At 37.5% G+C, this 24,808-nt stretch carries 23 protein-coding genes and 1 riboswitch; of the genes, 18 read left to right on the top strand and 5 right to left on the bottom strand.

Going from position 1 to position 24,808, the window contains the following annotated elements; genetic code table 11:
* Positions 1 to 640: 640 nt before the first annotated feature.
* Both H4J38_RS10860 and ubiG read right to left on the bottom strand, forming a co-directional pair.
* Positions 641 to 1,324, bottom strand: a complete 684-nt coding sequence (locus H4J38_RS10860) for an HAD family hydrolase (protein WP_182131798.1) — start codon at positions 1,322 to 1,324, stop codon at positions 641 to 643.
* A gap of 96 nt (positions 1,325 to 1,420) precedes the next feature.
* Positions 1,421 to 2,128, bottom strand: a complete 708-nt coding sequence (gene ubiG, locus H4J38_RS10855; protein ID WP_182131797.1) for a bifunctional 2-polyprenyl-6-hydroxyphenol methylase/3-demethylubiquinol 3-O-methyltransferase UbiG — start codon at positions 2,126 to 2,128, stop codon at positions 1,421 to 1,423.
* Between the two features lie 474 nt (positions 2,129 to 2,602).
* Between ubiG and gyrA the strand changes: the two genes are divergently transcribed.
* From gyrA to H4J38_RS10805, 10 genes are all read left to right on the top strand, one after another.
* Positions 2,603 to 5,341: a DNA topoisomerase (ATP-hydrolyzing) subunit A gene (gyrA, locus tag H4J38_RS10850; RefSeq protein WP_182131796.1), complete on the top strand. Its 2,739-nt coding sequence runs from the start codon at positions 2,603 to 2,605 to the stop codon at positions 5,339 to 5,341.
* Between the two features lie 364 nt (positions 5,342 to 5,705).
* Positions 5,706 to 6,791, top strand: coding sequence for a 3-phosphoserine/phosphohydroxythreonine transaminase (gene serC / locus H4J38_RS10845; RefSeq protein ID WP_182131795.1), 1,086 nt, complete (start codon positions 5,706 to 5,708; stop codon positions 6,789 to 6,791).
* Between the two features lies 1 nt (position 6,792).
* Complete coding sequence (gene aroA, locus H4J38_RS10840; RefSeq protein ID WP_182131794.1) at positions 6,793 to 8,073, top strand: 3-phosphoshikimate 1-carboxyvinyltransferase; 1,281 nt, start codon at positions 6,793 to 6,795, stop codon at positions 8,071 to 8,073.
* A gap of 86 nt (positions 8,074 to 8,159) precedes the next feature.
* Positions 8,160 to 8,840: a (d)CMP kinase gene (cmk, locus tag H4J38_RS10835; RefSeq protein ID WP_182131793.1), complete on the top strand. Its 681-nt coding sequence runs from the start codon at positions 8,160 to 8,162 to the stop codon at positions 8,838 to 8,840.
* A gap of 113 nt (positions 8,841 to 8,953) precedes the next feature.
* Positions 8,954 to 10,621, top strand: a complete 1,668-nt coding sequence (gene rpsA, locus H4J38_RS10830) for a 30S ribosomal protein S1 (protein ID WP_182131792.1) — start codon at positions 8,954 to 8,956, stop codon at positions 10,619 to 10,621.
* A gap of 97 nt (positions 10,622 to 10,718) precedes the next feature.
* The gene (gene ihfB, locus H4J38_RS10825; protein ID WP_182131791.1) at positions 10,719 to 11,006 is read left to right on the top strand and encodes an integration host factor subunit beta; all 288 of its coding nucleotides are present in this window, start codon (positions 10,719 to 10,721) and stop codon (positions 11,004 to 11,006) included.
* Positions 11,007 to 11,076: 70 nt separating this feature from the next.
* Positions 11,077 to 11,328, top strand: a complete 252-nt coding sequence (locus tag H4J38_RS10820) for a lipopolysaccharide assembly protein LapA domain-containing protein (RefSeq protein WP_182131790.1) — start codon at positions 11,077 to 11,079, stop codon at positions 11,326 to 11,328.
* 1 nt (position 11,329) lies between these two features.
* Positions 11,330 to 12,499, top strand: a complete 1,170-nt coding sequence (lapB, locus tag H4J38_RS10815) for a lipopolysaccharide assembly protein LapB (RefSeq protein WP_182131789.1) — start codon at positions 11,330 to 11,332, stop codon at positions 12,497 to 12,499.
* Positions 12,500 to 12,680: 181 nt separating this feature from the next.
* Complete coding sequence (pyrF, locus tag H4J38_RS10810) at positions 12,681 to 13,376, top strand: orotidine-5'-phosphate decarboxylase (RefSeq protein ID WP_182131788.1); 696 nt, start codon at positions 12,681 to 12,683, stop codon at positions 13,374 to 13,376.
* Between the two features lie 134 nt (positions 13,377 to 13,510).
* Positions 13,511 to 13,813 carry a ComEA family DNA-binding protein gene (locus H4J38_RS10805; protein WP_182131787.1) on the top strand — a complete coding sequence of 101 codons (303 nt, stop codon included), beginning with the start codon at positions 13,511 to 13,513 and terminating at the stop codon, positions 13,811 to 13,813.
* 122 nt (positions 13,814 to 13,935) lie between these two features.
* Here the strand turns inward: H4J38_RS10805 and deoD are convergent, their stop codons facing one another.
* From deoD to add, 3 genes are all read right to left on the bottom strand, one after another.
* The gene (gene deoD / locus H4J38_RS10800) at positions 13,936 to 14,640 is read right to left on the bottom strand and encodes a purine-nucleoside phosphorylase (protein ID WP_182131786.1); all 705 of its coding nucleotides are present in this window, start codon (positions 14,638 to 14,640) and stop codon (positions 13,936 to 13,938) included.
* A gap of 124 nt (positions 14,641 to 14,764) precedes the next feature.
* Positions 14,765 to 14,935, bottom strand: a complete 171-nt coding sequence (locus tag H4J38_RS10795; RefSeq protein ID WP_182131785.1) for a XapX domain-containing protein — start codon at positions 14,933 to 14,935, stop codon at positions 14,765 to 14,767.
* Between the two features lie 65 nt (positions 14,936 to 15,000).
* Positions 15,001 to 16,005 (bottom strand): adenosine deaminase, encoded by a 1,005-nt coding sequence (add, locus tag H4J38_RS10790; RefSeq protein ID WP_182131784.1) that lies wholly within the window; start codon positions 16,003 to 16,005, stop codon positions 15,001 to 15,003.
* A 224-nt stretch (positions 16,006 to 16,229) separates the two neighbouring features.
* Between add and aroG the strand changes: the two genes are divergently transcribed.
* The 8 genes from aroG (at position 16,230) to H4J38_RS10750 (ending at position 24,675) form a co-directional block, all read left to right on the top strand.
* Positions 16,230 to 17,285 (top strand): 3-deoxy-7-phosphoheptulonate synthase AroG, encoded by a 1,056-nt coding sequence (gene aroG, locus H4J38_RS10785; RefSeq protein ID WP_182131783.1) that lies wholly within the window; start codon positions 16,230 to 16,232, stop codon positions 17,283 to 17,285.
* A 221-nt stretch (positions 17,286 to 17,506) separates the two neighbouring features.
* Positions 17,507 to 17,875: an HIT domain-containing protein gene (locus H4J38_RS10780; protein WP_182131782.1), complete on the top strand. Its 369-nt coding sequence runs from the start codon at positions 17,507 to 17,509 to the stop codon at positions 17,873 to 17,875.
* 160 nt (positions 17,876 to 18,035) lie between these two features.
* Positions 18,036 to 18,149: riboswitch (TPP riboswitch) on the top strand.
* 135 nt (positions 18,150 to 18,284) lie between these two features.
* A complete protein-coding gene (locus tag H4J38_RS10775; RefSeq protein ID WP_182131781.1) occupies positions 18,285 to 20,378 on the top strand; it encodes a TonB-dependent receptor in 2,094 nt (697 codons plus the stop codon).
* A gap of 190 nt (positions 20,379 to 20,568) precedes the next feature.
* Positions 20,569 to 20,835: a hypothetical protein gene (locus H4J38_RS10770; protein ID WP_182131780.1), complete on the top strand. Its 267-nt coding sequence runs from the start codon at positions 20,569 to 20,571 to the stop codon at positions 20,833 to 20,835.
* On the top strand, positions 20,835 to 21,509 hold the full coding sequence (pnuC, locus tag H4J38_RS10765; RefSeq protein WP_182131779.1) for a nicotinamide riboside transporter PnuC: 675 nt from the start codon (positions 20,835 to 20,837) through the stop codon (positions 21,507 to 21,509). The genes H4J38_RS10770 and pnuC overlap by 1 nt, the downstream gene beginning before the upstream one ends.
* Before the next feature lie 100 nt (positions 21,510 to 21,609).
* Positions 21,610 to 22,695 carry an aminoglycoside phosphotransferase family protein gene (locus H4J38_RS10760; protein ID WP_182131778.1) on the top strand — a complete coding sequence of 362 codons (1,086 nt, stop codon included), beginning with the start codon at positions 21,610 to 21,612 and terminating at the stop codon, positions 22,693 to 22,695.
* An 85-nt stretch (positions 22,696 to 22,780) separates the two neighbouring features.
* Positions 22,781 to 23,854, top strand: coding sequence for a sensor histidine kinase (locus tag H4J38_RS10755; protein WP_182131777.1), 1,074 nt, complete (start codon positions 22,781 to 22,783; stop codon positions 23,852 to 23,854).
* On the top strand, positions 23,851 to 24,675 hold the full coding sequence (locus H4J38_RS10750; protein WP_182131776.1) for a LytTR family DNA-binding domain-containing protein: 825 nt from the start codon (positions 23,851 to 23,853) through the stop codon (positions 24,673 to 24,675). Before H4J38_RS10755 ends, H4J38_RS10750 begins: the two co-directional genes overlap by 4 nt.
* Positions 24,676 to 24,808 lie beyond the last annotated feature (133 nt).

Genomic DNA, 24,808 nt, shown 5'->3' with positions numbered 1-24,808 from the left:
TCTAGTTGTTGTTATAATTACCCGAAAATAGGTGCCTATAATGTTAATTGCCTCAAGATACAATTATACGAGATATATCGTATGTCATTCAAAATGCCGGTGAATGAAAAATGCACTATATCTTGGGGTTTTTTAAAAACTAATCACAAGATAGTGAGGTTTGCGTAACAATGCAAGCGATAAAAACTATCGATTTTTGGTTGATTTTTTTAGAGTAAAAGTTCTGTTAGTGACAACTAACTTAGTAGTGCTTTTTAATTTTGGTTTTTATAAAACGCAATGCTTATTTTCACTTTTTTTTAGGGACTAAATTATTTTAAGTTAATTTTTAGGGTTTATAGATCTAAAGGTAATATAAAAGTAATAACCTTTAATATTCAATGCTTTATGTTTTTGGTTGATTCTTGAACTTATGAATTGACGAGTGATTATTTTATCAACGCTAAATGATGAAGTTTTGTTTCTATTTTGGCGAGGTAAGTAATATTCAGGGGTTATTAGTTATAAAAAGTTTGAGTGTGAATATTAACGACAATTATGACGTTTTGTCGGTGTTTACTTTATTAAACATTAAACATACTAGTCGCTAATAAAACCGGCAAAGCTGCGCTGAAGGTAAAAGAGCAGCACAGGTTATTATTTAGTCTTGGTTAATGAAGCTGAGCAAGTCTAATGGCTTAGCGATAATATGGTCTGCTTGCCAAGTTTGACAATTTTCATCACTAAGAATATATCCCCACTTAGCGACGAAGGTGGTCATTTGTGCACTATTACCAGCTTGGATATCACGCAGTGCATCACCGACATAAAAACATTGTTTATTATCAACTTTGATTTGTTGGCAGGCGTGTAATATGGGCTCTGGATCAGGCTTTCGTTTTGATAAGGTGTCACCTGCTACCATAACCGCACAGTTGAAAAATTCAGCATAGTGAGGCAGAAGTAATTTTGTTAAGCCTTCTGGCTTGTTAGTGATAATACCCCAAGGTATATCATGGTTCTCTATGTGTTGCAGTAGTTCTGTAACCCCTGGATAAAGGCGTGTATGTACAGCAATGTTTTCTTGGTAGTAACTTAGAAATTGTTGACGCAAAACTTCATAGTCATATTGTATAATGGCTTCACCAAAACCTAGCTTTAACAAGCCTAAGGCTCCATCAGATGCAATCGGACGATAAGCTTCAGCCGCTATTATTGGTTTGTTGTAATGCGTTAATACATGATTTAATGCCGCGCCTAAATCATCCGCGGTATCTAGTAATGTGCCGTCTAAATCAAAAAGTACGCTGGCAAGTGGCTTTGTTGAATTATGAACAGTTGGCATAATATCGCTCTTTTGTATTGTGGGTATTTAAAGGAAGAGGCGGCGTTAATTGTTATCATTAGTTATTAACGCCTAATTTGTATCAACGAAGACTTATTAAACGCGTTGGCAACAAAGAATATAGTTAACATCAAGTGATGAGGTTAACTTATGATTTTCAGTTAACGGATTGTAATGAATACCGGCAGCATCAATACATTTTAAATCAAACGACTCAGCCCATGCTATTAATGTTGATGGACGAATAAAACTGTTGTGATCATGTGTACCATTAGGCACAAGCTTAAAAATTTTCTCTGCGGCAACTATTGCCAGTAAATAAGATTTTAAAGACTTATTTAGGGTTGAGAAAAAAACAAATCCACCGGGCTTCACCAGTTGTGCACAGGCATTTACGATTGATTCAGGATCAGGCACATGTTCTAGCATTTCCATACACGTGACTACGTCGTAGTGATGGGGTTGCTGATTAGCTTTCTCTTCAGCAGTAATTTTTTGATAATCAACGCTAACCCCTGTTTCTAAAGCATGCAACTTAGCCACATTTAACGGGGCTTGGCCCATATCAATACCGGTAACTTCAGCACCTAGTTGCGCAAGGCTTTCAGCTAAAATACCACCACCACAACCAACATCAATTATTTTTTTAGCAAAAATATCACCCACATGCTGGCAAATAAACTGTCGGCGCAAAGGGTTAATTTGGTGCAAAGGTTTAAAATCACCGTCAAGATCCCACCATTGGCTGGCAACTTGTTCAAATTTAGCAATTTCATCTGGATTAACATTTAAAGAATTCGACATAGCTATTTTCATTATTGGTCTTTTAATAGTTGAGATTCTAAACCAATAATAACTGCAAGCCTAGTGTGAAAATAGATCCACCTTAAATAAAGCCATTCTGCTGATTTTTAACTCTGGCGCTAAATTATGATGATAATACTGGCGCTAGTAAGACACTAACCGGCGTTAAATTACTTGTAGCCAAGATAAAATAAACGCATAAACATGACATGTGCTTAAAATGCGAGCAATGGCTAACATTAAAGCACTTACTTATGCAGTTTTTTCTAATTAATGCTATTAAAATCAGGTGTATATTAGGAATATGCTTAATATCCAGCATTTACTTGAAACTTTACCTTTTTAACGGCAGAATTAAGCAATACAAAGCGGTAGGGCATGACAAATATTTATGCTAGTATGCCGTGTTAATTAAAAAAATAATAATTTCGAAATTTTCTGAATTAGATTTACGTTAAGGGATACCATCAATTTATGACCGATTTGGCGAATAATATTGCTCCTGTCAATATTGAGGATGAGCTAAAAAGCTCCTATTTAGATTACGCGATGAGTGTAATTGTAGGTCGTGCGTTACCAGATGTACGTGATGGCTTAAAGCCAGTACATCGTCGCGTACTTTTTGCGATGAACGTGTTAGGTAACGACTACAATAAGCCGTATAAAAAATCTGCACGTGTTGTTGGCGATGTAATAGGTAAGTATCACCCGCATGGTGATACAGCTGTTTATGACACAATTGTTCGTATGGCGCAGGATTTCTCTTTACGCTATATGCTTGTAGATGGCCAAGGTAACTTCGGTTCTGTAGATGGTGATTCAGCGGCTGCCATGCGTTACACCGAAATTAGAATGTCGAAAATCGCACATTCTATTTTGGCTGATTTAGATAAAGAAACGGTTGATTACGTTGCCAACTACGACGGCACGGAAATGATTCCAGCAGTTATGCCAACGCGAATTCCTAACCTACTTGTTAATGGTACCTCAGGTATTGCGGTAGGTATGGCAACAAATATACCACCTCATAACTTAACTGAAGTTGTTAATGGTTGTTTAGCTGTTATCGAAAATAGTGATATTACTTTTGAAGAATTATTAGAGTTTATACCAGGACCAGATTTCCCAACAGCGGGTATTATCAGTGGTCGTGCGGGTATTCAAGAAGCTTACCTTACCGGTCGTGGTAAAATTAAGATTCGTGCAAGAGCTAGAATCGAAGTCGATGAAAAATCGGGTAAAGAAACAATAGTTGTGTTCGAATTACCTTATCAAGTTAACAAGGCTCGTTTGATTGAAAAAATGGCTGACTTGGTAAAAGAAAAACGCTTAGAAGGTATTTCTGCCTTACGTGATGAGTCTGATAAAGACGGTATGCGTATGGTAATCGAAGTGAAACGTGGTGAAGTAGGCGAAGTTATTTTAAATAACTTATATAAGCTTACTCAAATGCAGGTTTCATTTGGTTTGAATATGGTGGCATTGACCAACGGTCAGCCTAAATTATTCAACTTACGAGAAATGCTCGATGCCTTTATTTTACATCGTCGTGAAGTCGTAACACGCAGAACCATCTTTGAATTGCGCAAAGCACGTGAACGCGCACATTTACTTGAAGGTTTGTCGATTGCACTTTCTAACATTGACCCAATAATCGCTTTAATTAAAAATTCACCGACACCTAGTGAAGCAAAAGAGCAATTATTAGCACAGGGTTGGGACTTAGGTCTTGTTTCTGACATGTTAGCTGCTGCTGGTGACGACGCTGCACGCCCTGAATGGGTTGAAGAAGAATTTGGTATTCGTGATGGTCTGTATTTCTTAACACCACCACAAGCGCAAGCCATTCTAGACTTACGCTTACATAAGTTAACAGGTCTAGAACACGAAAAAATTATCAGTGAATATAAAGCCTTATTAGATGTAATTGCTGAATTACTTTATATTTTGGCAACTCCTTCTCGTTTAATGGAAGTTATTCGTGAAGAGCTAGAAGCCATTCGTGATGAATTTGGTGATGAGCGTCGTACTGAAATTACTAATGCTTCACATGACTTATCTATGGAAGACTTGATCACTGAAGAAGACGTAGTGGTTACGCTTTCACATGAAGGTTATGTTAAGTATCAAATATTAAGCGATTACCAAGCGCAACGTCGCGGTGGTAAAGGTAAAGCAGCAACGAAGATGAAAGAAGAAGATTTCATTGAACGTTTATTGATTGCTAATACCCATGATACTATTTTATGTTTCTCAGATCGCGGTAAGCTTTATTGGTTAAAAGTATTCCAATTACCATTAGCAAGTCGTACAGCACGTGGTCGTCCAATTGTGAATATTCTGCCACTTGAAGCAGGCGAGCGTATTACAGCAATTCTGCCGGTTCGTGAATATGAAGAAGATAAGTTTATTATCATGGCTACTGCCTCTGGTACCGTGAAGAAAACTGCGTTGACTGCATATAAAAACCAACGTGCCAACGGTATTATTGCCTTGAATTTACGTGATGACGATACTTTAATCGGTGTTGATATTACCGATGGTGAGAATGATATTATGTTGTTCTCTGACGCGGGTAAAGTTGTACGCTTTAACGAGAAAAAACGTGACAGCGAAACAGGTGAAATAAAAGTTGACCCTGAAACTGGTGAACAACTATGGGCATTAAAACCTATTGGTCGTACAGGTACAGGTGTTCGTGGTATCAAGTTAGAGGGCGATCAAAAAGTTGTGTCTTTAATTGTACCGAAAAACGATGGCCCAATATTGACCATTACTGAAAATGGCTATGGTAAACGTACTGCTTTGGAAGAATACCCTGCAAAAAGTCGAGCGACTAAAGGTGTTGTTTCAATTAAAGTGAGTGAGCGTAATGGCCCAGTAGTTGGCGCAGTACAAGTTGAAGAACAAGACGAAATAATGTTGATTACAGACAACGGTACCTTAGTACGTACGCGTGTAGGTGAAGTCAGTGTTATTGGTCGTAATACTCAAGGTGTTCGTATTATTCGTACGATTGAAGGGGAACATGTTGTTGCCTTACAACGTATCGATGAAATAGAAGAAGTTGAAGTATTCGAAGAAGATGAGAATGGCGAACAAGTGCTAACTCAAGCAGTAGAAGGTGAGCAAGTTGATACACCTGAAACTGATATTGAAAGCGAGAGTGAAGGCGAAGACTCTACACTCAATAATGACGATACTCCTGAGTAACCGTTGTTAACTTAAAAAAAGGCGGTTTTTCCGCCTTTTTTTATGAGTAAAATTTATCAAATCATAAGGATGAAAACGGTTATATCAAAGTTGATTTTTGAATTGATGCTAAGCCCCAATTAGGTATGCTAGTAACAGCTCAATTTCAACTATCACAAATATCGATAACATAGCGGGTTAGTACTGGCTAGAATATAAGTGATGTATTGATCTTTTTTGCTCATAAAAAATAGAAGACTTAATTAATCGAATGAGTATGGCAGCCAGAATAAAGTGAAGAGATGATTAACTAAACGATTATTAATCGCTTCGTTTTAGGCTAATTATAATTTAACGAGTTATATGAATAAGGGTGTAGTGTTAGATGTCTAGTGTTTACAATTTTTGCGCAGGTCCTGCAATGTTGCCTGTCGAGGTGATGAAAAAAGCACAAGGTGAATTTTTAAATTATGACGGTACCGGTAGCTCAGTGATGGAATTGAGTCATCGTAGTAAACAGTTCATTGCTGTTGCTGACAAAGCCGAAGCAAATTTACGTAAGCTGATGGCTATTCCTGAAAATTATAAAGTACTTTTTTGCCATGGTGGAGGCCGCGGTCAGTTTTCAGCAGTTGCCTTAAATCTGTTAGGGGAGAACAAAAAAGCTGATTATATCGTAACGGGTGCTTGGTCTAAATCAGCAGCAGAAGAGGCCAGCAATTACGGTAATATTAATGTTATCAATGTTATGGATAATACTGGTGGCACTCAACGCGTAAAACCAAGTAATGAGTGGCTAATAAGCAAAGATGCAGCCTATGTACATTATTGCCCTAATGAAACCGTAGATGGTATCGAAATTTTCGACGTACCTAACACAGGTGATATTCCGTTGATTGCTGATATGTCGTCAACCATTTTGTCACGTGAATTTGATGTTAGCCAATTTGGCTTGATTTACGCTGGTGCGCAAAAAAATATTGGTCCATCAGGTTTGACCTTAGTTATTGTTCGCGAAGACTTATTAGGTAATGCTCATATCGATACGCCATCAATTATGAATTATCAGGTGCTGGCAGATAATGGCTCTATGTATAATACACCACCCACTTATGCCTGGTACCTAGCAGGGCTTGTTTTTGACTGGTTATTAGCAAAAGGCGGCGTAAGCGCTATTGCTGAAATTAATCAGCAAAAAGCGCAATTACTTTATCAATATATTGATGAAAGTACTTTTTATAAAAACACCATTGTTTCAGAAAACAGAAGTTTGATGAATATTCCTTTTTGGTTAACCGATGACAGTTTATCTGCTGACTTTGTTAAGCAGGCAGAAGCTCAAGGCTTAACTGCACTTAAAGGTCATCGTATGGTGGGTGGAATGCGTGCGAGTATTTATAACGCTATGCCAATAGAAGGCGTGCAAGCGTTGATCGATTTTATGAAAAAATTTGAAGTAGAGGCCAAATAAGATGGAGCAATTAACCTTAAATCCGATCGCTAAAATAAATGGCGAAGTGTTTTTACCTGGGTCAAAGAGTTTATCTAATCGTGCATTGCTCATCGCAGCACTTGCTAATGGTGAAACTAAAATCACCAATTTGCTGGTTAGTGACGACATCAACTATATGTTGGGTGCATTAAAAACCTTGGGCATACAATATACCTTAAGTGATTGTGGTACAGAGTGTACGGTAATTGGCAATAACGGCTTTTTTAATGCTGATGAATCGTTAGAGTTATATCTAGGCAATGCTGGCACAGCAATGCGCCCGTTATGTGCTGCACTTGCCGCGAGTAAAGGTGAGTTTGTTTTAACGGGTGAGCCAAGAATGAAAGAAAGACCCATTGGTCACTTGGTTGATGCATTAGCTCAGCTCAATGCAGATATTGAATACCTGGAAAACAAAGATTACCCACCCGTCAAAATTAAAGGTAAAGAGTTAACTGGCAGTACCGTCAGTATTGATGGTTCGATTTCAAGTCAGTTTTTAACCGCTATATTGATGGTGTCTCCGTTACTAAAAACTGATACTAACATTAACATTGAAGGTGAATTGGTCTCCAAGCCTTATATTGATATTACGCTAGATATTATGGCTAGGTTTGGCGTTACGGTTCAAAATAATAATTATCAATCTTTTACCGTAAAAGGTAAGCAATCTTATCAAGCCGTTGAAAAGTACATGGTAGAAGGTGATGCATCTTCGGCGTCATATTTCTTAGCTGCTGGTGCCATAAAGGGTGGTGAAATTACAGTACACGGCGTAGGTAAGTTAAGTGTTCAGGGTGATAAATATTTTGCTGATGTGCTTGAAAAAATGGGCGCAGAAGTTATATGGAACAATGAGTCAATAACCGTTATTGGTAAGCCGCTTACCGCAGTAGATATGGATATGAACCATATTCCTGATGCAGCAATGACCATAGCCACAACAGCACTTTTTGCCAAGGGGACAACAACGATTCGAAACATCTACAACTGGCGAGTAAAAGAAACGGATCGTTTAACTGCCATGGCAACTGAATTACGAAAAGTAGGCGCTGAGGTTATAGAAGGTGAAGATTATATTTCGATAACACCACCTGCGGTTTTGCAGCATGCGGAGATTGATACGTATAATGATCACCGAGTTGCCATGTGTTTTTCGCTTGTTGCATTAAGTGATACACCGGTAACTATTAATGATCCAAAGTGTACGGCTAAAACATTTCCTGACTATTTTGAAAAGTTATCGACGGTCTCTTTTTAAAAGTGTTACAGAATAATTTATTACGCGATTTTAAACTGTAAATCCCGTATAATGCCGCCGATTTTCGAGTATTAGGAGAGAAATGTATGCAGGAAAGCATTCCAGTCATTACTATTGATGGACCAAGTGGTGCGGGCAAAGGAACTGTTGCGCGTATTGTTGCTGAGCAACTGGGTTGGCATTTATTAGATAGTGGCGCCATTTATCGTGTATTAGCCGTAGCAGCACAACACCATAATATTAGTGTTGATGACGAAGATTCCTTATTACCTGTTGCAGCCCATCTTGATGTGCAGTTTCAAATATGTAATTCAGGTGAAGGTAAAGTTATTTTAGAAGGCGAAGATGTTTCTAATGCGATTAGAACAGAAGAAATTGGTGCATTAGCCTCAAAGGTTGCAGCATTTCCTCGTGTCAGAGAAGCACTGTTACGTCGTCAAAGAGCGTTTAAAGTCGCACCGGGCTTAGTTGCCGATGGCCGAGATATGGGCACAGTGGTTTTTACCCGCGCGCCGGTGAAAGTGTTTTTGACTGCTAGCGCAGAAATAAGAGCACAAAGAAGATTTAATCAGTTGAAAGACAAGGGCTTTGATGTTAAAATCGGGCGCCTTTTGGATGACATACGTCTTAGAGACGAGCGAGATCAAAACCGAAAGGTGGCGCCGCTTGTCCCTGCAGAAGGAGCATTAATCATTGATTCTACTGAACTTTCTATTGATGAAGTGGTCAGTAAAATCCTTTCATTTAGTAATGAAAAATTAATGTAAACGAGGCAATAATGCTTCAAAATAACCTAAGGTAAGGATGCGTTAGGTCTTATTCATAACCCCATGAAACATGTATGTTGATTGGATTAAAAAAATGAGTTCATAGACAAATTATGACTGAAAATTTTGCACAACTTTTTGAAGAAAGTTTAAAAACAATCGAAACACGCCCTGGTTCAATCATTAAAGGGACTGTAGTTGCCATCACAAAAGACAACGTTTTAGTAGACGCTGGCTTAAAATCTGAATCTGTTATTTCAATTGACCAATTCAAAAGCCTTACAGGTGAAGTTGAAGTATCTGTTGGTGATGAAGTAGATGTGTCGCTTAAAGCTACAGACGATGGTTTCGGTGAAACTATTCTTTCTCGTGATGACGCAAAACGTCATGAAGCGTGGCAAGTGCTTGAAAAAGCATACGAAGAAAAAGAAACTATTATCGGTGTTATCAACGGTAAAGTTAAAGGTGGTTTCACAGTTGAAGTTAGCAATATACGTGCTTTCTTACCTGGTTCATTAGTAGATGTACGTCCTATACGTGACACTACTCACCTTGAAGGTAAAGATTTAGAATTTAAAGTTATTAAGCTTGATCAAAAGCGTAATAACGTAGTTGTATCTCGTCGTGCTGTTATCGAATCAGAAAGCAGTGTTGAACGTGATGAACTATTAGCTTCTCTTGCTGAAGGCATTGAAGTTAAAGGTATCGTTAAGAACCTTACTGACTACGGTGCATTCGTAGACTTAGGCGGCATTGACGGCCTACTTCACATCACAGATATGGCTTGGAAACGTGTTAAGCACCCAAGTGAAATCGTAAATGTTGGTGATGAAATTCAAGTTAAAGTATTGAAATTCGATCGTGAGCGTACTCGTGTATCTCTAGGTATGAAGCAGTTAGGCGAAGATCCATGGGTTGCTATCGCTAAGCGTTACCCTGAAGGCGCTAAGCTTACAGGTCGCGTAACTAACTTAACTGACTACGGTTGTTTTGTTGAAATTCAAGAAGGCGTTGAAGGTCTTGTTCACGTTTCTGAAATGGATTGGACTAACAAAAACATCCACCCATCTAAAGTTGTTAACTTAGGTGACACGGTTGAAGTTATGGTACTTGAAATTGACGAAGAACGTCGTCGTATTTCTCTTGGCCTTAAACAATGTATCCCGAACCCTTGGGAAGAGTTTGCTAAGAACTTCAACAAAGGTGACAAAGTATCAGGTAAGATCAAGTCAATCACTGACTTTGGTATCTTCATTGGTCTTGACGGCGGTATTGATGGTCTTGTTCACTTATCTGACATTTCATGGGCTGGCGGTGAAGAAGCTGTTCGTGAATACAAGAAAGGTGATGAAATCTCAGCTGTAGTACTTCAAGTTGACCCTGAGCGCGAACGTATCTCTTTAGGTGTTAAACAAACTGAAGATGATCCGTTTAATCAATACCTTGCAGATAACAAAAAAGGTGCTATTGTTACAGGTAAGGTTATTGAAGTAGACGCTAAAGGCGCTAAAATTGAATTAGCTGAAGGCGTTGAAGGTTACCTTCGTGTTGCTGATATTTCACGTGAACGTATCGAAGATGCGACTACTGAATTATCTGTTGATGACAGCGTTGAAACTAAGTTTGTTGGTGTTGATCGTAAGAACCGTACTATCAGCTTATCAATCAAAGCTAAAGATCAAGCAGACGAGCGTGAAGCTATGGATACATTGAACCAAACTCCAGAAGATGAATCTGGTTTAAGTGCAATGGCTGAAGCGTTTAAAAACGCTAAGATTTAATTCCTAGTAATACCAAGTGAAGAAGAACTGTATTAAAGCAGTTCTTCTTAAAGTTTAAATCCGATGGCGCGAAGCTATAGTGAACACTGGAGGTCAAATGACTAAATCAGAACTCATTGAAAGATTAGCAGATAAATTAAATCATTTAGCTGCGAAAGATGTAGAACAAGCTATTAAAGAAATTCTTGAAATGATGGCGCAAACTTTGTCAAAAGGTGAGCGTATTGAAATTAGAGGTTTTGGCAGCTTTTCGTTGCATTATCGTGCTCCTCGCGTGGGACGGAACCCAAAAACTGGCGAGTCAGTAAAGCTTGATGGTAAATATGTTCCGCACTTTAAACCTGGTAAAGAATTGCGTGAAAGAGTTAATCTTTCAATAGCGTAATTGCAGAATTAATGAATAAACGGCATGCTATGAGCATGCCTTTTTTTTGTGTTGTTTTGGATGAATTATTATGCGCCTTTATATTACAGTTATTCTTTTTCTTATCTTACTTGCCATTGCATTTATTTTTGGTAGTCAAAATGATCAATTGCTTACCTTAAATTATATGATTGCAAAAACTAATATTTCAGTTGCTACTGCGGTAGGGTTATTTACCTCAATTGGTTTTTTGCTGGGTTTATTATTTGTTTTGTTTTGGAAGCTACTTAGCATGGTAAAACCCAATAAAAAAACTCAAACGATAACAGGAAATAAGTCTTAGTATGCTAGGTTTATTATTTTTATTGTTACCTGTTGCTATGGGCTATGGTTGGTTTATGGGGCGCAATAGCGTTAAACAAAACGATCACTCTGCTAAACAAGAGCTTTCAATTAAATATTCTACAGGACTAAATTACTTATTCTCAAATCAACAAGATAAAGCCATTGATTATCTACTTGAAGCGTTAAAAGTTGAAGATGATACCGTAGAAGCCCATTTTGCTATGGCAAACTTATTTAGACGCCGTGGCGAGCTTGATAGAGCGTTGAAAGTGCATGAGCATTTAGTACGACAAAAACATCTCCCCAATAGTGCCAAGCAACAAGCAGTATTTGAACTTGCTAAAGATTTTCTCAGTGCTGGATTATACGATCGCGCTGAAGATATGTTTCATAAGTTGTTAAAGTCAAAAATCTACGGTTTGAAATCGCTAAGCGCTTTAATGCAAATTTATCAATCAACGAAAGATTGGCAACAAGGGCTTGCACTTAAAAAAGCTATTGCAAAAACTCGTGATACAAAACTCTTACATACTTTAGCTAATTTCTATTGTGAACTTGCTACGTTAGCATTAGAGAAAGACGAATTTATTGAAGTGATTGAGCTCTTAGATAATGCATTGAGCCATGATCCTAATTCATCTCGCGCTAATTGGCTAATGGCACAAATATATGAAAACCATCAGCAATACAATGAAGCTTGTCAGTGTTATAAAGCCATTTATGAACAAGATAAAGAATTTTTTCCCGACGTAATAGAAAAAATGTTTATTTGTTATCAAGCACTTGATGCTGAAAAAGAATTCTTCCAGTTTATCAGAAAAGTTTATGAGGAAACGGGGGCTACATCGGCTCTTATTAAGTATTTAACCCATATTGAGCAAGTTAAGGGTGTAAATCCAGCGAAAAAATTTATTCTATCAGCATTGAAACGCCGACCGACTATTCGTGGCTTTAAGCATTTTGTTAAAATGCAAATGAATGATGGGGAGTCAGAAAATACATCGGAAAATCTTGAAGCTATCCGTGAGCTCGTTACCGCCTATTTAAATGTGAAACACCGTTATAGTTGTAGAAGTTGTGGTTTTAACTCAAGTACTCATTATTGGTCATGTCCGTCATGTCACGATTGGGAGCAGCTTAAACCTGTTCGAGGCTTAGATGGTGAGTAATACCAAGTAGGTTCATTATCTGCGTATTTTTAATGTAGAGTTGAGAAAATAGTATTTTAACTCCACAATTTCGAAGTGTTGGTATGTTAATTGTTAATATATGAAGCCAGAATATTCTCTGGAATATTAACGCTTACTATCAAAAAAATTATTACAATATTTACCTATTGAGGAAAAAAGCATGAGAGATGCAAAAGTTGTCGTAGCCTTAGATTTTGATAACAAAGATGAGGCATTATCTTTTGTAGATAAAATTCAACCAAGTGATTGTCGATTAAAAGTTGGCAAAGAAATGTTCACCCACTTTGGACCTGAATTTGTTAAAGAGCTTGTTAATCGTGGATTTGATGTTTTTCTTGATTTGAAATTTCATGATATCCCAAATACTGTTGCTAAAGCGGTTGCTGCTTCGGCCGATTTAGGTGTTTGGATGGTAAATGTTCATGCTTCAGGTGGCCTCAAAATGATGGAAAAAGCCAAAGCTGCCTTGTTACCCTATGGTGATAAAGCCCCATTATTGATTGCTGTTACCGTATTAACCAGTATGGGGCCAGAAGACCTTGCTGGAATTGGCATTACTAAATCACCCGCTGAGCATGTACTACACCTAGCATCGTTGACTAAACAAGCCGGTTTAGACGGTGTTGTTTGCTCAGCAATGGAAGCTGAATCATTAAAGCAATTGTTGGGTAAAGAATTTAAGCTTGTTACTCCGGGTATACGTCCAGCAGGGGCAAATGCGGATGATCAAAAGCGTATTATGACACCTAGCGAAGCGATAGCAGTTGGCGTTGACTATTTAGTGATTGGAAGACCGATCACTAAAGCAGAAAATCCACATGCCGTGTTACAAGAAATTAACCAATCTATTAGTTAACTTTAACGGATAAATATTATTTCACCTCTGTTTATTTGACAAATCACGACAATACTTCTAAACCTAATGCAGTGAATTATTATCTATAATAATTCACTTATAAGGAAATTAACTCTACTTAGAAGGAAAGTCATATGAAAAAGTACATCTGTTATTCTCTCATTATCTTATTTACAGTAATGTCATTGCCACTTCGCGCTGCAGGCTTTAATGAACCAGCCAAAGTGAATATTACACAAGAAATACAAGTTGTTGATATTAATAAAGCTGATATTGCATCCTTAGCTTCATTGAAAGGTGTTGGCGTAAAAAGAGCAAAAGCAATCGTCGCTTATCGCGAATTACATGGGGAATTTAATACTATTGATGATTTACTTAATGTGAAAGGTATAGGTGCGAAGATGCTACTACGTAATAAGGACAGAATTACTTTGTAGATATTTAAATAAAACCAACTTGAACATCTTTGAGTCATATTGGTGAAATAAATGGTTGTAGAAGTTTAGTTATAAAAAAAACCAGTCATTAGACTGGCTTTTTTTTATATGAAGCTTAGGATTTATAATAAGCTATCAAGGGTCAATTCCATCATACCTTGGAAAGTTGTTTCGCGTTCATCAGCGGTGGTTTGCTCACCGGTTTTAATATGATCGCTCACTGTTAATACTGTTAGGGCTTTTTTGCCGTACTCGGCAGCTACACCATATAAACCTGCAGCTTCCATTTCAACGGCTAAAATTCCGTATTTTTCCATTAGGGCAAACATTTCAGGTTGTGGTGTATAAAACAAATCAGAGGTGAAAATATTACCAACACGAATTTTTTTACCTGTTTTTTCTGCTGTTTTTACCACGTTATGTAGCAAGTCAAAATCAGCTGTAACGGCGAAATCACAGCCATTTAAACGTGAACGGTTAACATTTGAATCGGTGCTTGCTGCCATACCAACAATGATGTCGCGTACTTTTATATCATCACGTACTGCACCACAAGAACCAATGCGTATGATGCTTTCAACACCGTAGTCTTTATATAATTCTGTTGCGTAGATTGATATTGATGGGATACCCATTCCTGAGCCCATTACTGAGACTGGCTTACCTTTATAGGTGCCTGTGTAACCAAACATGTTACGTACGCGGGTGACACATTTTGCGTCATCAAGAAAATTTTCTGCAATATATTTTGCGCGTAGCGGATCGCCCGGCATAAGAACCGTTTTTGCGAAATCGCCATTGTTTGCTTCTATGTGTGCTGTTGCCATGAGTGTTAACCTTTTTTAGTGGTGTTCAATCACAGTAAGTTTCTAGCCATTGCTGATATTGTATCCATTCAGCCGCTATCAAGGGTGTTTTACTGATATGTCTATTAATGTTTAAAGTGTGATTCTAACTGAAAAAGCGCTCAGCGATCCAGTGATAACCGATACCACCTAAATAAATGCCGAATATACCAGCAATACCTGATAAAACTGGTGGTGCAGGTATAGGTAATTTCAGTAATGAAAAAACCAAGCCAACAACGATACCGGTTATTATTGCGATTATAACTTCGAACACGTTTTCTCCTTGTTGATTGTTAATCAGATATTTTAACCTAACATTAACAATTTCAACAATGTGCTTTATTCTTTATTTAATACTTTTTGTTTTAATGCTGATTTTTCACTGTCTGATAAAAAACTCGCTTTAAGAGAGTTCTCTTGTAGCTGTTGTATATCTTTATCATTAAAACCTAAAGTATTTCGAGCAATGTTAAATTCATTTTTTAGCTCAATACCTTGAACTGCCGGATCATCAGTATTTAAACAAACTAATAATCCACGGGCGAGAAAGTCTTTGATTGGATGTTGGCTTAAGTCTTTGATAGTGCCTGTTTGGAAGTTAGAAGTAAGGCAAGACTCTATGGCAATATCATGCTCGCGCATATAATCCATAAGCTTTTCATCACGATGACATGCAACACCATGACCAATGCGTTTAGCATGTAATTGGTTTATTGCTTGCCATATACTTTCAGGTCCTGCAGCTTCACCTGCATGGATGGTTGCATGGAGTTGTGCTTTTTGAACTTGATTAAAATGTTCGACAAACATTTCACCAGGAAAATTGTACTCATCTCCGGCTAAATCAACGGCAACTAAATGTTGTTTGTGTGCAAGTAGGGCGTCTAATTCTGCTTGACACTTTTCTATACCAAAGGTGCGACTTAAAATGCCAATAAGGTTAATTTTTACATCGTATACTTTACATGCCGAATTAACACCATCTATAACCGCAGCAACCACATCAGCTACTACAAGGTTATTATTCATCGCCATGTAATAAGGTGAAAAGCGTAATTCTGCATAATGAATACCCGCGTTAAAAGCATCTTCAACGTTTTCATAGGCTATGCGCTTACAATCATCTAAAGTTTTAAGTACTGCAACTCCCCAGTCAAGTTTGCTGAGGAAAGCTAATAAATCACTTTCACTGTCTTGTACTTGCACATGTGGAATAAAGGCTTCGAAGTCAGTTTCAGGCAGAACAATGTTATGTTGTTGTGCTAATGTCCAAATGGTTTTAGGGCGAATATTACCGTCTAAATGTCGGTGTAAATCAATTAATGGTAGGTAAGAATGGCTCATAGTTATTGGCAACCTATATATATTTGTTTGATGAAAAATACGACCAGAGTCAACTAAAATAAGCGTATTTATATTACTCTTATGTCGAATATTTTTATTATACCGTCTTTTTCGTATTTTATGTTGCTATTAGTGTGGGAACACTGATAAGTTAATTTTTAGACCAATAATCTAGATATCTAGACGTAAATATTCAATAGAATCGCTGTATAAAGAGAAACAATATGTTTGAGCAAACCGACGACGTTCGTATTAATAATATCAAAGAGCTTTTACCGCCTATCGCATTACTTGAGCGATATCCATCATCTGAGCAAGCAACAAAGTCGGTTTTTTCTGGCAGACAAGCCATAAGCAACATTTTTAATAACCACGATGATCGTTTACTCGTGGTTATCGGTCCTTGTTCGATACATGATCCTAAAGCGGCATTAGAATATGGTGAGCGCTTAGTTAAGCTACGTGAAAAATATAAAAATACGCTAGAAATTGTTATGCGTGTCTATTTTGAAAAGCCAAGAACAACCGTAGGCTGGAAGGGGCTTATTAATGACCCTTATATGGATAATAGCTTCCAACTTAACGATGGTTTGCGTATAGGTCGTAAATTATTACTCGATTTAAATAACCTAGGCTTGCCAACTGCAGGTGAGTTTTTAGATATGATCACCCCACAATACATGGCAGATTTTATGTGTTGGGGCGCAATTGGCGCACGCACAACAGAGAGCCAGGTTCATCGTGAGTTAGCGTCAGGGCTGTCATGCCCAGTTGGCTTTAAAAATGGTACCGATGGTACGATTAAAGTTGCCATCGATGCTATTGGCGCTGCCAGTGCTCCACATCACTTTCTTTCGGTGACTAAATATGGTCATTCTGCCATTGTTGAAACAACAGGTAATGAAGATTGCCATATTATTTTACGTGGTGGGAGAAAAACTAACTTTGACGCTGAAAGTGTTAAAACAGTAACTGAACAACTAGATAAGTCTGGTTTAAATACCAATATCATGATCGATTTTAGTCATGCTAACAGTAGTAAGAAGTTTGAAAATCAAATGTTAGTGTGTCGTGATGTTTGTGAACAAATGAGTAGCGGCGATAAAAATATTTTTGGTGTCATGGTAGAAAGCCATTTAGTTGAAGGTCGTCAAGACTTGGCGGTTGGTGAAAAAGGAACCTATGGTCAAAGTATCACTGATGCTTGTATCGGTTGGCAAGATACTGAAACTTTACTTGCTGAACTTGACCAAGCTGTAGCTCAGCGTCGCGCTTTATAGAGCAGTGTAAGCGATAAGTCACAGAGAAAAATACCCATATCAATAAAAGTCAGGGTATAAAAAGCGCCAATCAATTAATTCATGATTGGCGCTTTTTCGCTATATAAAATTGATTAATTTATAGCCAAGCAATAGTTAAAAGAAGGATCCCTCCCTTTGTTATTCGTTTAACTTACCGTTAAACTAATGAACAAATATACCTATAGCAAAAAGGCTAAATTATGGCTGATAAACACGCCGCTGAAGAAACCATATTTTCTAAAATTATTCGTCAAGAAATTCCAACACCGTTACTTTTTCAAGATGAGCTTGTTACCGCCTTTCGTGATATTTCCCCGCAAGCAAAAAGTCATATTTTAATTATTCCTAATAAATTAATCCCAACTGCTAATGATATTGAGCAAGAAGATGAGTTGACCATTGGTCGCATGTTCAGTGTCGCTAAAAAGCTCGCAAAAGAAGAGGGCATAGAACAAGACGGCTATCGCTTGATCATGAATTGTAACCTTCACGGTGGCCAAGAGGTTTATCATATTCATCTGCACTTAGTTGGTGGTGAACCCCTAGGCAAAATGCTAAGTATTAAGTAAAACACTTAAGTAATTACAGCTACAAATAATAAAGTGGCTTATCGTCTATTACTTGGTGATTTCGATACTAAATAACAACAACTTGTGTTCGACTAGATTAAAAAATTCAACAAATTAGAGTTTTTACACTGTACTTTTAAGTAAATATTGTTAGTATGCTTACCGAACCAAGGGGTGCCTGAGAATTGTTTACGATTTAAAGGCTGAGATGCGAAGCGAACCCTTAGAACCTGAACCGGATAGTACCGGCGTAGGAATGGTTACGCTAATCGCATTATCGTGCTGTAGCTTAATTTTTTTGCATTAATTTGTATTAATATTATGACTTTACAGAAAGTTACCGAGCAGCTATCTAATTTCCCCATGCCGGATCCCATAACGTATTCCTAATCGAATTTATGAGATCATAATGAAATTTACAAAATCACCTGTTACTTTAGCTATTTTAACCAGCCTTGTTGCCTCAACAACTTTTGCTGCAGACACTCCAAACAATACTGTCGAACCAGCAACAGAAATTATCACCATTAATGGTGATTTCCGCTCTACATCATTACAAAAAACCGCAAGTTCTTTATCTGTTATCGCTAGTGATGAAATTAGCGCTCGTAATGCTCAGAATTTAGAAGAAATAATTGCACGTACGCCAAATGTGAATTTCTCTAGTGGCTCTCAGCGCGCGAGATATTATCAAATTCGCGGTATTGGTGAACGTAGCCAATTTAAAGAACCTATTAATCCATCTGTTGGTTTAGTGATTGATGGTATTGATTTTTCCAGTATTGGTAGCATAGCGTCAACGTTTGATGTTGAACAAGTTGAAGTTTATCGTGGACCCCAAGGCACACGCTTTGGTGCTAATGCCATGGCAGGCATGATTAATATGACTTCAAGCGCACCTACTGATTCATTTGAAGGTAAAGTAAGATTATCTGCCGGTAACTACGACAGTTTTAGTGCAGGTTTGGTTTTATCTGGCCCTGCCACTGATGCGGTTAATTACCGCTTAGCGGTTGAGCAGTATAATAGTGATGGTTTTATAGAAAATGACTTTCTAAATATTGATGACACTAATAATCGCGATGAATTTACCCTACGTGGTAAGTTAGCGATTAAAGCCAGCAATGACTTAACCATTGATGTAACAGCGTTTGTAGTTGATTTTGACAATGGCTACGATGCCTTTTCACTTGATAATACACGTCATACACTATCAGACCAACCAGGGTTTGATCGCCAAGATACGAAAGCGTTAGCCACGAGATTTACTTATCAAGGTTTTAGCGATTTTACGGTCGAAAGTATCATGAGTTATGCTGACTCATCATTAGACTATGGCTATGACGAAGATTGGGCTTATGTGGGTATTCGTCCAGATTGGGAATATAGCTCAGAGGATCACTATTTTCGTGATAAAACCTCAGCAACTCTTGAGCTAAGAGCAGTTTCAGAGCTTGGTGGTGAAATATTTAACAGCAGTACCGCCTGGGTTACAGGATTATACTATAAGCAAGAAAAAGAAGATTTGTTACGCCAATACACTTATTTATCTAGTGATTTTACTTCATCTTTTGATACCGAAAATATAGCTGCATTTGTTCAATTCGACACTAAAATTGATCAAAAATTGAGTCTAATCACGGGCTTAAGACTAGAGCGCAGAAACTCAGATTATACAAACTCTGAACAATTTAGCTTTGACCCTAGCGATACTATGGTGGGTGGTAAAGTGGTGTTGTCTTATCAAATGGATGAAAGTAATTTAATTTATGGCTCGGTAAATCGTGGCTATAAGGCTGGTGGTGTCAATACCGATGGCAGCCTATTAAGCAGTCTACGTGAGTTTTCCCCAGAGTATTTATGGAATTATGAGCTAGGTTACAAAGTTAGCCTATTAGATAATCAAGCTTATATACGTAGTGCTTTATTTTATATGGATAGAGATGACGTGCAGGTGCGTACGTCATATTTAAAAGTACGTCAAGACGCCAGCACTGAATTTGTTTCTTATTTAGGTAATGCTGCCACCGGTAATAACTTAGGTATTGAACTCGAAGCGGGTTGGCAGATCAGCCCTGAACTCGAAATTTACGCGGCTATAGGCTTATTAGATACTGAATATGATGGTTTTATTGATGCTCAAGGCAATGATAAATCAGGTGACGAGCAAGCACACGCACCTAGCTATCAGTTTAATCTCGGTTTGAACTATCAACTATCTGATCACTTATTAGTGAATATTTCTGTTGATGGTAAAGACGAGTTCCTGTTCTCTGATACTCATCAAGAAAAATCTGAATCTATTGAAGTGGTTAATATGTCAGTGAGTTATTCAAAAGATGATTGGCAAGTAAAGTTATGGGCACGTAATTTGTTGGATGAAACCTACGCTACTCGTGGCTTTTATTTTGGCAATGACCCCAGAGACGAGTATACGGCAAAAGCCTATTATCAATTAGCTGAACCTGCTGTTTTTGGAGCAACATTTGACTATAACTTTTAGGCAGTTATAGTTAAATTTTTATGTCTAGAGACACAGATACTTAATTTTAGAGTCCAAAATTAGCTACTCGATTGAAGTGATTTTTGGGTATTAGAAAATAGTTTCTACCTATAAAAGATGGTGTAGTATATTTGACCAAGTGTTTAATACGCTACACCGCTGTATTGGCGAAATAATAAGAAAGTTATTTATGAAAATATCAATTGAAATTAGTTTATATCCGTTAGCCGAAGAAAAATTTAAAACTGAAATTTGGGCGTTTATTAAACGTTTACGATTAGTTGAAGGTTTAACTGTAGTAACCAATGGTATGAGTACGCAAGTTTTTGGCGATTACGATCTAGCCACAAACCATGTTATGGCTGAAATCAAACATGTGCATCAAAAACTTAATGCCGCGGTATTTATTTGCAAGTTTATAGGCGGCGATCGCTCCGTTGTAGAAGCTGAATCATAATGGCCAGCTCACTCAGTGCAACCAGTGAAATTATTACTTATTTCACCACCTTACCATTATTAGAGCTAATCGCTGTTTTAAGCTCAATACTGTATGTGGTTTTAGCCGCAAAAGGTAATATTTGGTGTTGGCCTGCAGCCATAATAAGTACCGTGTTATATACCGTTATTTTTTATAAAGTTTATCTTTGGATGGACAGTTTATTGCAGCTGTACTACTTACTAATGGCGGTATATGGTTGGTTTTGCTGGCGAAAAAAAAACACGTTAAGCACCAATACCCAATCGAGTGTGCTTTTGTATAGCCAATGGACACTTCAGCGACATAGCATTATTATTTTCGCTTTAACCCTAGTGTCTTTAGTTTTAGGTTGGTTAATGGCGACTTATACTCCTGCACACTTTCCGTATCTTGATAGCGCAACAACGGTTTTTGCGGTGTTTGCTACTTATTTAGTTACCCAAAAAGTATTAGAGAATTGGTTATACTTTATTGTTATTGATATTGTTTCGATATATCTCTATGTTGAAAAGGGCTTGATCCCAACAGCAGCACTATTTGGTAGCTTTGTAATCTTTGCCGCTTACGGCTATTGGCAGTGGCGCAAGCAATACAAACTTCAATTTCGCCAACAACATGACAACATGTGTATTAATAACTCTGTTGCAGGGTAACTAGCCAAAAAGCGTATTGAACAATTTTCAGATAGTTTGAGATAGTATTTAGATTGTGAGCACATAAAGGCAGATAACTTGATAATAAATAGGAAGTCTTTTGGAATTCGATCAATCAAGAATAGAGCAAAAGCAAAAGTCGTTAGCAGTAAAACTTTGCCAGCTACCTTGCTTTCATCTACTCAAAGTAGCTAACATTAGTGTTATTGATTCAGGGCTAAGCCAGCCTTCTTTTCATGTTAAGTATGAAAATAAAGCCTATTTTGCCAAGTACTTAGACGCTAACAGTATCGAGCCTTTAGCGAGCCAGCTTGCTGCTACTCATGGAATTTCCCCTAAGTTAATTTATGTTGGTTATAACTGGTTAATTACCGAGTTTATTGCCGGGGAGGGGCTTGATACTAGCATCCAAAGTGAAGATGAAAAATTAGCCGTTATGCTAACACTGTTGGCGCGCTGTCATAGTATTGGTGATCTTAGTCAAAATAAGCCTCAGCATCTAAATAGTGACATCGATCATCAAAACCTATCATCAGTAATATCAAGATCCGTTCATCAGATGTCAAAACTGCCATTCATTCCTAATCTTGATATACCATCAACTGTTAATCTATTACTACAAAATATTGTCCTTAACGCTAGTCAAGAACAAGCCCTAAAATCGTTATTAAATATATTACAGAATAACTTAGCGAACACGTCTAAAATAGTAGCTATCTCTCAGCCGGTTTTTTGCCATGGTGACGCCAATTTTAGTAATGTTATACAGCTTGAAAATAATACTAAAAGCTCAATTGATTTATATAAATTAATTGATTTTGAGTGCGCATGTTTAGCATCAATAGAGTATGACCTTGCCATGCTAATGGCCGTTAACGATATTGATAGTGGTAAAATTGAAATAATTAAATCGCTCTATCAGCAAGCGTTTATATCGATAAATCAGTACGAAAAACCACTGAAAATTGTCGACAATTTAGTAAGTAAAGCACAGGACATAGTTGAAATATCAACTTCATTGGTTACGTGTTACCTTGATTTATCTCTTATAATCAATGCTTTGTGGTATATATCTAAATATCAGAGCAGAAAGCAATCAAAATACAAAAAATTGGCTGAAAAGCAACTCAGGTTATTAGCGGATAAGCATCAGCAGGCAAATATTGTTTTAGATGAAATGAGATAAGGCGTACTAATCTTAAGATTAATGGTAGTGCGAGAGTAACTTGCTTAGCGCATAATTACACTAACCTCACTAATTGGTGTCTTGTGTGAATTGGAAAGAATTTGTAGAGAATAGAAATCGCTTATTTTGGTTGGTTCATACCGCCGGCTGGTGTGGTTTTGCCTTAGTACATTACTTAGGTTCATTGCTGCACGATTTGCGTGATATTTTTCTTGTTATTATCTTATTAAATGCCTATGCCGGTTGGTTATTTACCGCACCGCTCAGATATATTTATCGTCGTGTCTGGAATTTCACCCCATTAAAAATTGCCATTGTGGTGATATTAGCTTCCTATTGCACTGGTGTATTGTGGCAAGTAGTAAAAAATATCAATTATTGGGAAATATATAAGCACGGTTATCGCCCTGACTTTTGGCTTTATTACACCAAGAATAGTCTATTATCCTTCTTCATTATATTAAGTTGGAGTGGTTTATATTTTGGTACTAAATATTACCAAATGCTGCAAAAAGAGAAACAAAACGTATTAAGTGCCAATGCTGTTGCCCACCAGGCGCAGTTAAAAATGCTACGTTATCAACTTAATCCCCACTTTCTGTTTAATACGCTTAATGCAATATCAACCTTAATTTTGGTGCAAGAGAACAAAACAGCTAATGGTATGGTAACTAAGTTAAGTGAATTTTTACGTTACTCACTCGATAAAGATCCAATGAAACGAGTGACACTCAGCAGTGAGCTACAAGCATTAAGGCTTTATTTAGATATTGAAAAAGTGCGTTTCGAAGAGCGCTTACAAGTAACTTTCGATGTTGCTAACGATTGTAAATTGGCCTTAGTACCTAGCATGATATTGCAACCGTTAGCTGAAAACGCCATTAAACATGCGGTTGCAGTACAAGAGCAAGGGGGCGGAATTCACGTGTCCGTGCAGCGTTTTGGTAACGATTTATTGATTGAATTAGCTGATGATGGGCCTGGCGCAGAAATTATAAATGGTAACCTGTTTCGTGAAAATGGTGTTGGTTTAGTTAACACTCGAGAAAGATTACAAGCTTTGTATCAGGATGATTTTTCTTTAGTTGTTGCCAACAACACACCAACTGGTGTTAAAATCAGTATACGTATTCCCTATGAAGTTGGCCATCGAGTATGAGCAAGCAACTCACCACCATAATTGTTGATGATGAACCCCTTGCCAGAAAAGGCCTTGCGGTTCGCTTGCAAGAGCACAAAGACATCGACATTATCGCGATGTGTACCAATGGCCGAGCTGCATTAGAAGCGGTAAGAGCCTATCAACCAGACTTAATATTTCTCGATATTCAAATGCCGGGTTTAAACGGCTTTGAAGTGGTTGAAGCTATTATTGAGCAGGGCTTAGTGTTACCTAGAGTAGTATTTGTTACCGCTTATGATCAATACGCTTTGCAGGCTTTTGAAGTGCATGCACAAGATTACTTACTTAAGCCTGCCGATGAACAACGCCTAGCACAAACCTTAAATAAAATACGTCAAAGTATTAGCAGTGAAGTTAATGCACTTCATAAGTCAAAACTAGTGCGGTTAGTGAGTGATGTTACGGGTAACGACTGTGAAAAAATTCTACAAGAACTAGAAAATAACGAACCTGTCAGTATTTCTAGTTATTCCGATGTATTAGCGATAAAAGATGCTGGAGAAGTTAGTCGGGTGCCTGTAAAAGATATTTTATGGATTGATGCCGCCGGAGATTATATGTGTGTACATACCCATGACAACACCCATATATTACGTAAAACCATGAAACAACTTGAAGAAGTATTAGACCCTAGGCGCTTTTTACGTAGCCATCGCTCCACCATAGTGAACAAAAGTTACATTGATAAGTTTTGCAGCCAACTCAATGGCGAATACTATTTAGTGATGACCAACGGCAAAGAGCTGAAAGTCAGCCGCAGTTATAAAGAAAAAGTTAAAAAAGCTGTAACTGCCTAACCATAACAACATAAAATTAAAATTTCATATCTATATGCTCTGATTTTGGCTGCATTATCGCCAAAAGTGTGTCTATTTTCTGTTAAGCTTTTGATACTAGTGCATACATAATAAGTATATTAAGGAATCATAT

This window comes from Colwellia sp. BRX10-3, from assembly GCF_014077505.1.
GTDB lineage: Bacteria > Pseudomonadota > Gammaproteobacteria > Enterobacterales > Alteromonadaceae > Cognaticolwellia.
This window is presented reverse-complemented; position numbering and strand designations above follow the sequence as displayed.

What these genes read in the sequence shown, in the direction of transcription:
- H4J38_RS10860 (WP_182131798.1), bottom strand. Translation starts at nt 1,324, where the DNA reads ATGCCAACTGTTCATAATTCAACAAAGCCACTTGCCAGCGTACTTTTT.
- ubiG (WP_182131797.1), bottom strand. Translation starts at nt 2,128, where the DNA reads ATGTCGAATTCTTTAAATGTTAATCCAGATGAAATTGCTAAATTTGAA.
- gyrA (WP_182131796.1), top strand. Translation starts at nt 2,603, where the DNA reads ATGACCGATTTGGCGAATAATATTGCTCCTGTCAATATTGAGGATGAG.
- serC (WP_182131795.1), top strand. Translation starts at nt 5,706, where the DNA reads ATGTCTAGTGTTTACAATTTTTGCGCAGGTCCTGCAATGTTGCCTGTC.
- aroA (WP_182131794.1), top strand. Translation starts at nt 6,793, where the DNA reads ATGGAGCAATTAACCTTAAATCCGATCGCTAAAATAAATGGCGAAGTG.
- cmk (WP_182131793.1), top strand. Translation starts at nt 8,160, where the DNA reads ATGCAGGAAAGCATTCCAGTCATTACTATTGATGGACCAAGTGGTGCG.
- rpsA (WP_182131792.1), top strand. Translation starts at nt 8,954, where the DNA reads ATGACTGAAAATTTTGCACAACTTTTTGAAGAAAGTTTAAAAACAATC.
- ihfB (WP_182131791.1), top strand. Translation starts at nt 10,719, where the DNA reads ATGACTAAATCAGAACTCATTGAAAGATTAGCAGATAAATTAAATCAT.
- H4J38_RS10820 (WP_182131790.1), top strand. Translation starts at nt 11,077, where the DNA reads ATGCGCCTTTATATTACAGTTATTCTTTTTCTTATCTTACTTGCCATT.
- lapB (WP_182131789.1), top strand. Translation starts at nt 11,330, where the DNA reads ATGCTAGGTTTATTATTTTTATTGTTACCTGTTGCTATGGGCTATGGT.
- pyrF (WP_182131788.1), top strand. Translation starts at nt 12,681, where the DNA reads ATGAGAGATGCAAAAGTTGTCGTAGCCTTAGATTTTGATAACAAAGAT.
- H4J38_RS10805 (WP_182131787.1), top strand. Translation starts at nt 13,511, where the DNA reads ATGAAAAAGTACATCTGTTATTCTCTCATTATCTTATTTACAGTAATG.
- deoD (WP_182131786.1), bottom strand. Translation starts at nt 14,640, where the DNA reads ATGGCAACAGCACACATAGAAGCAAACAATGGCGATTTCGCAAAAACG.
- add (WP_182131784.1), bottom strand. Translation starts at nt 16,005, where the DNA reads ATGAGCCATTCTTACCTACCATTAATTGATTTACACCGACATTTAGAC.
- aroG (WP_182131783.1), top strand. Translation starts at nt 16,230, where the DNA reads ATGTTTGAGCAAACCGACGACGTTCGTATTAATAATATCAAAGAGCTT.
- H4J38_RS10780 (WP_182131782.1), top strand. Translation starts at nt 17,507, where the DNA reads ATGGCTGATAAACACGCCGCTGAAGAAACCATATTTTCTAAAATTATT.
- H4J38_RS10775 (WP_182131781.1), top strand. Translation starts at nt 18,285, where the DNA reads ATGAAATTTACAAAATCACCTGTTACTTTAGCTATTTTAACCAGCCTT.
- H4J38_RS10770 (WP_182131780.1), top strand. Translation starts at nt 20,569, where the DNA reads ATGAAAATATCAATTGAAATTAGTTTATATCCGTTAGCCGAAGAAAAA.
- pnuC (WP_182131779.1), top strand. Translation starts at nt 20,835, where the DNA reads ATGGCCAGCTCACTCAGTGCAACCAGTGAAATTATTACTTATTTCACC.
- H4J38_RS10750 (WP_182131776.1), top strand. Translation starts at nt 23,851, where the DNA reads ATGAGCAAGCAACTCACCACCATAATTGTTGATGATGAACCCCTTGCC.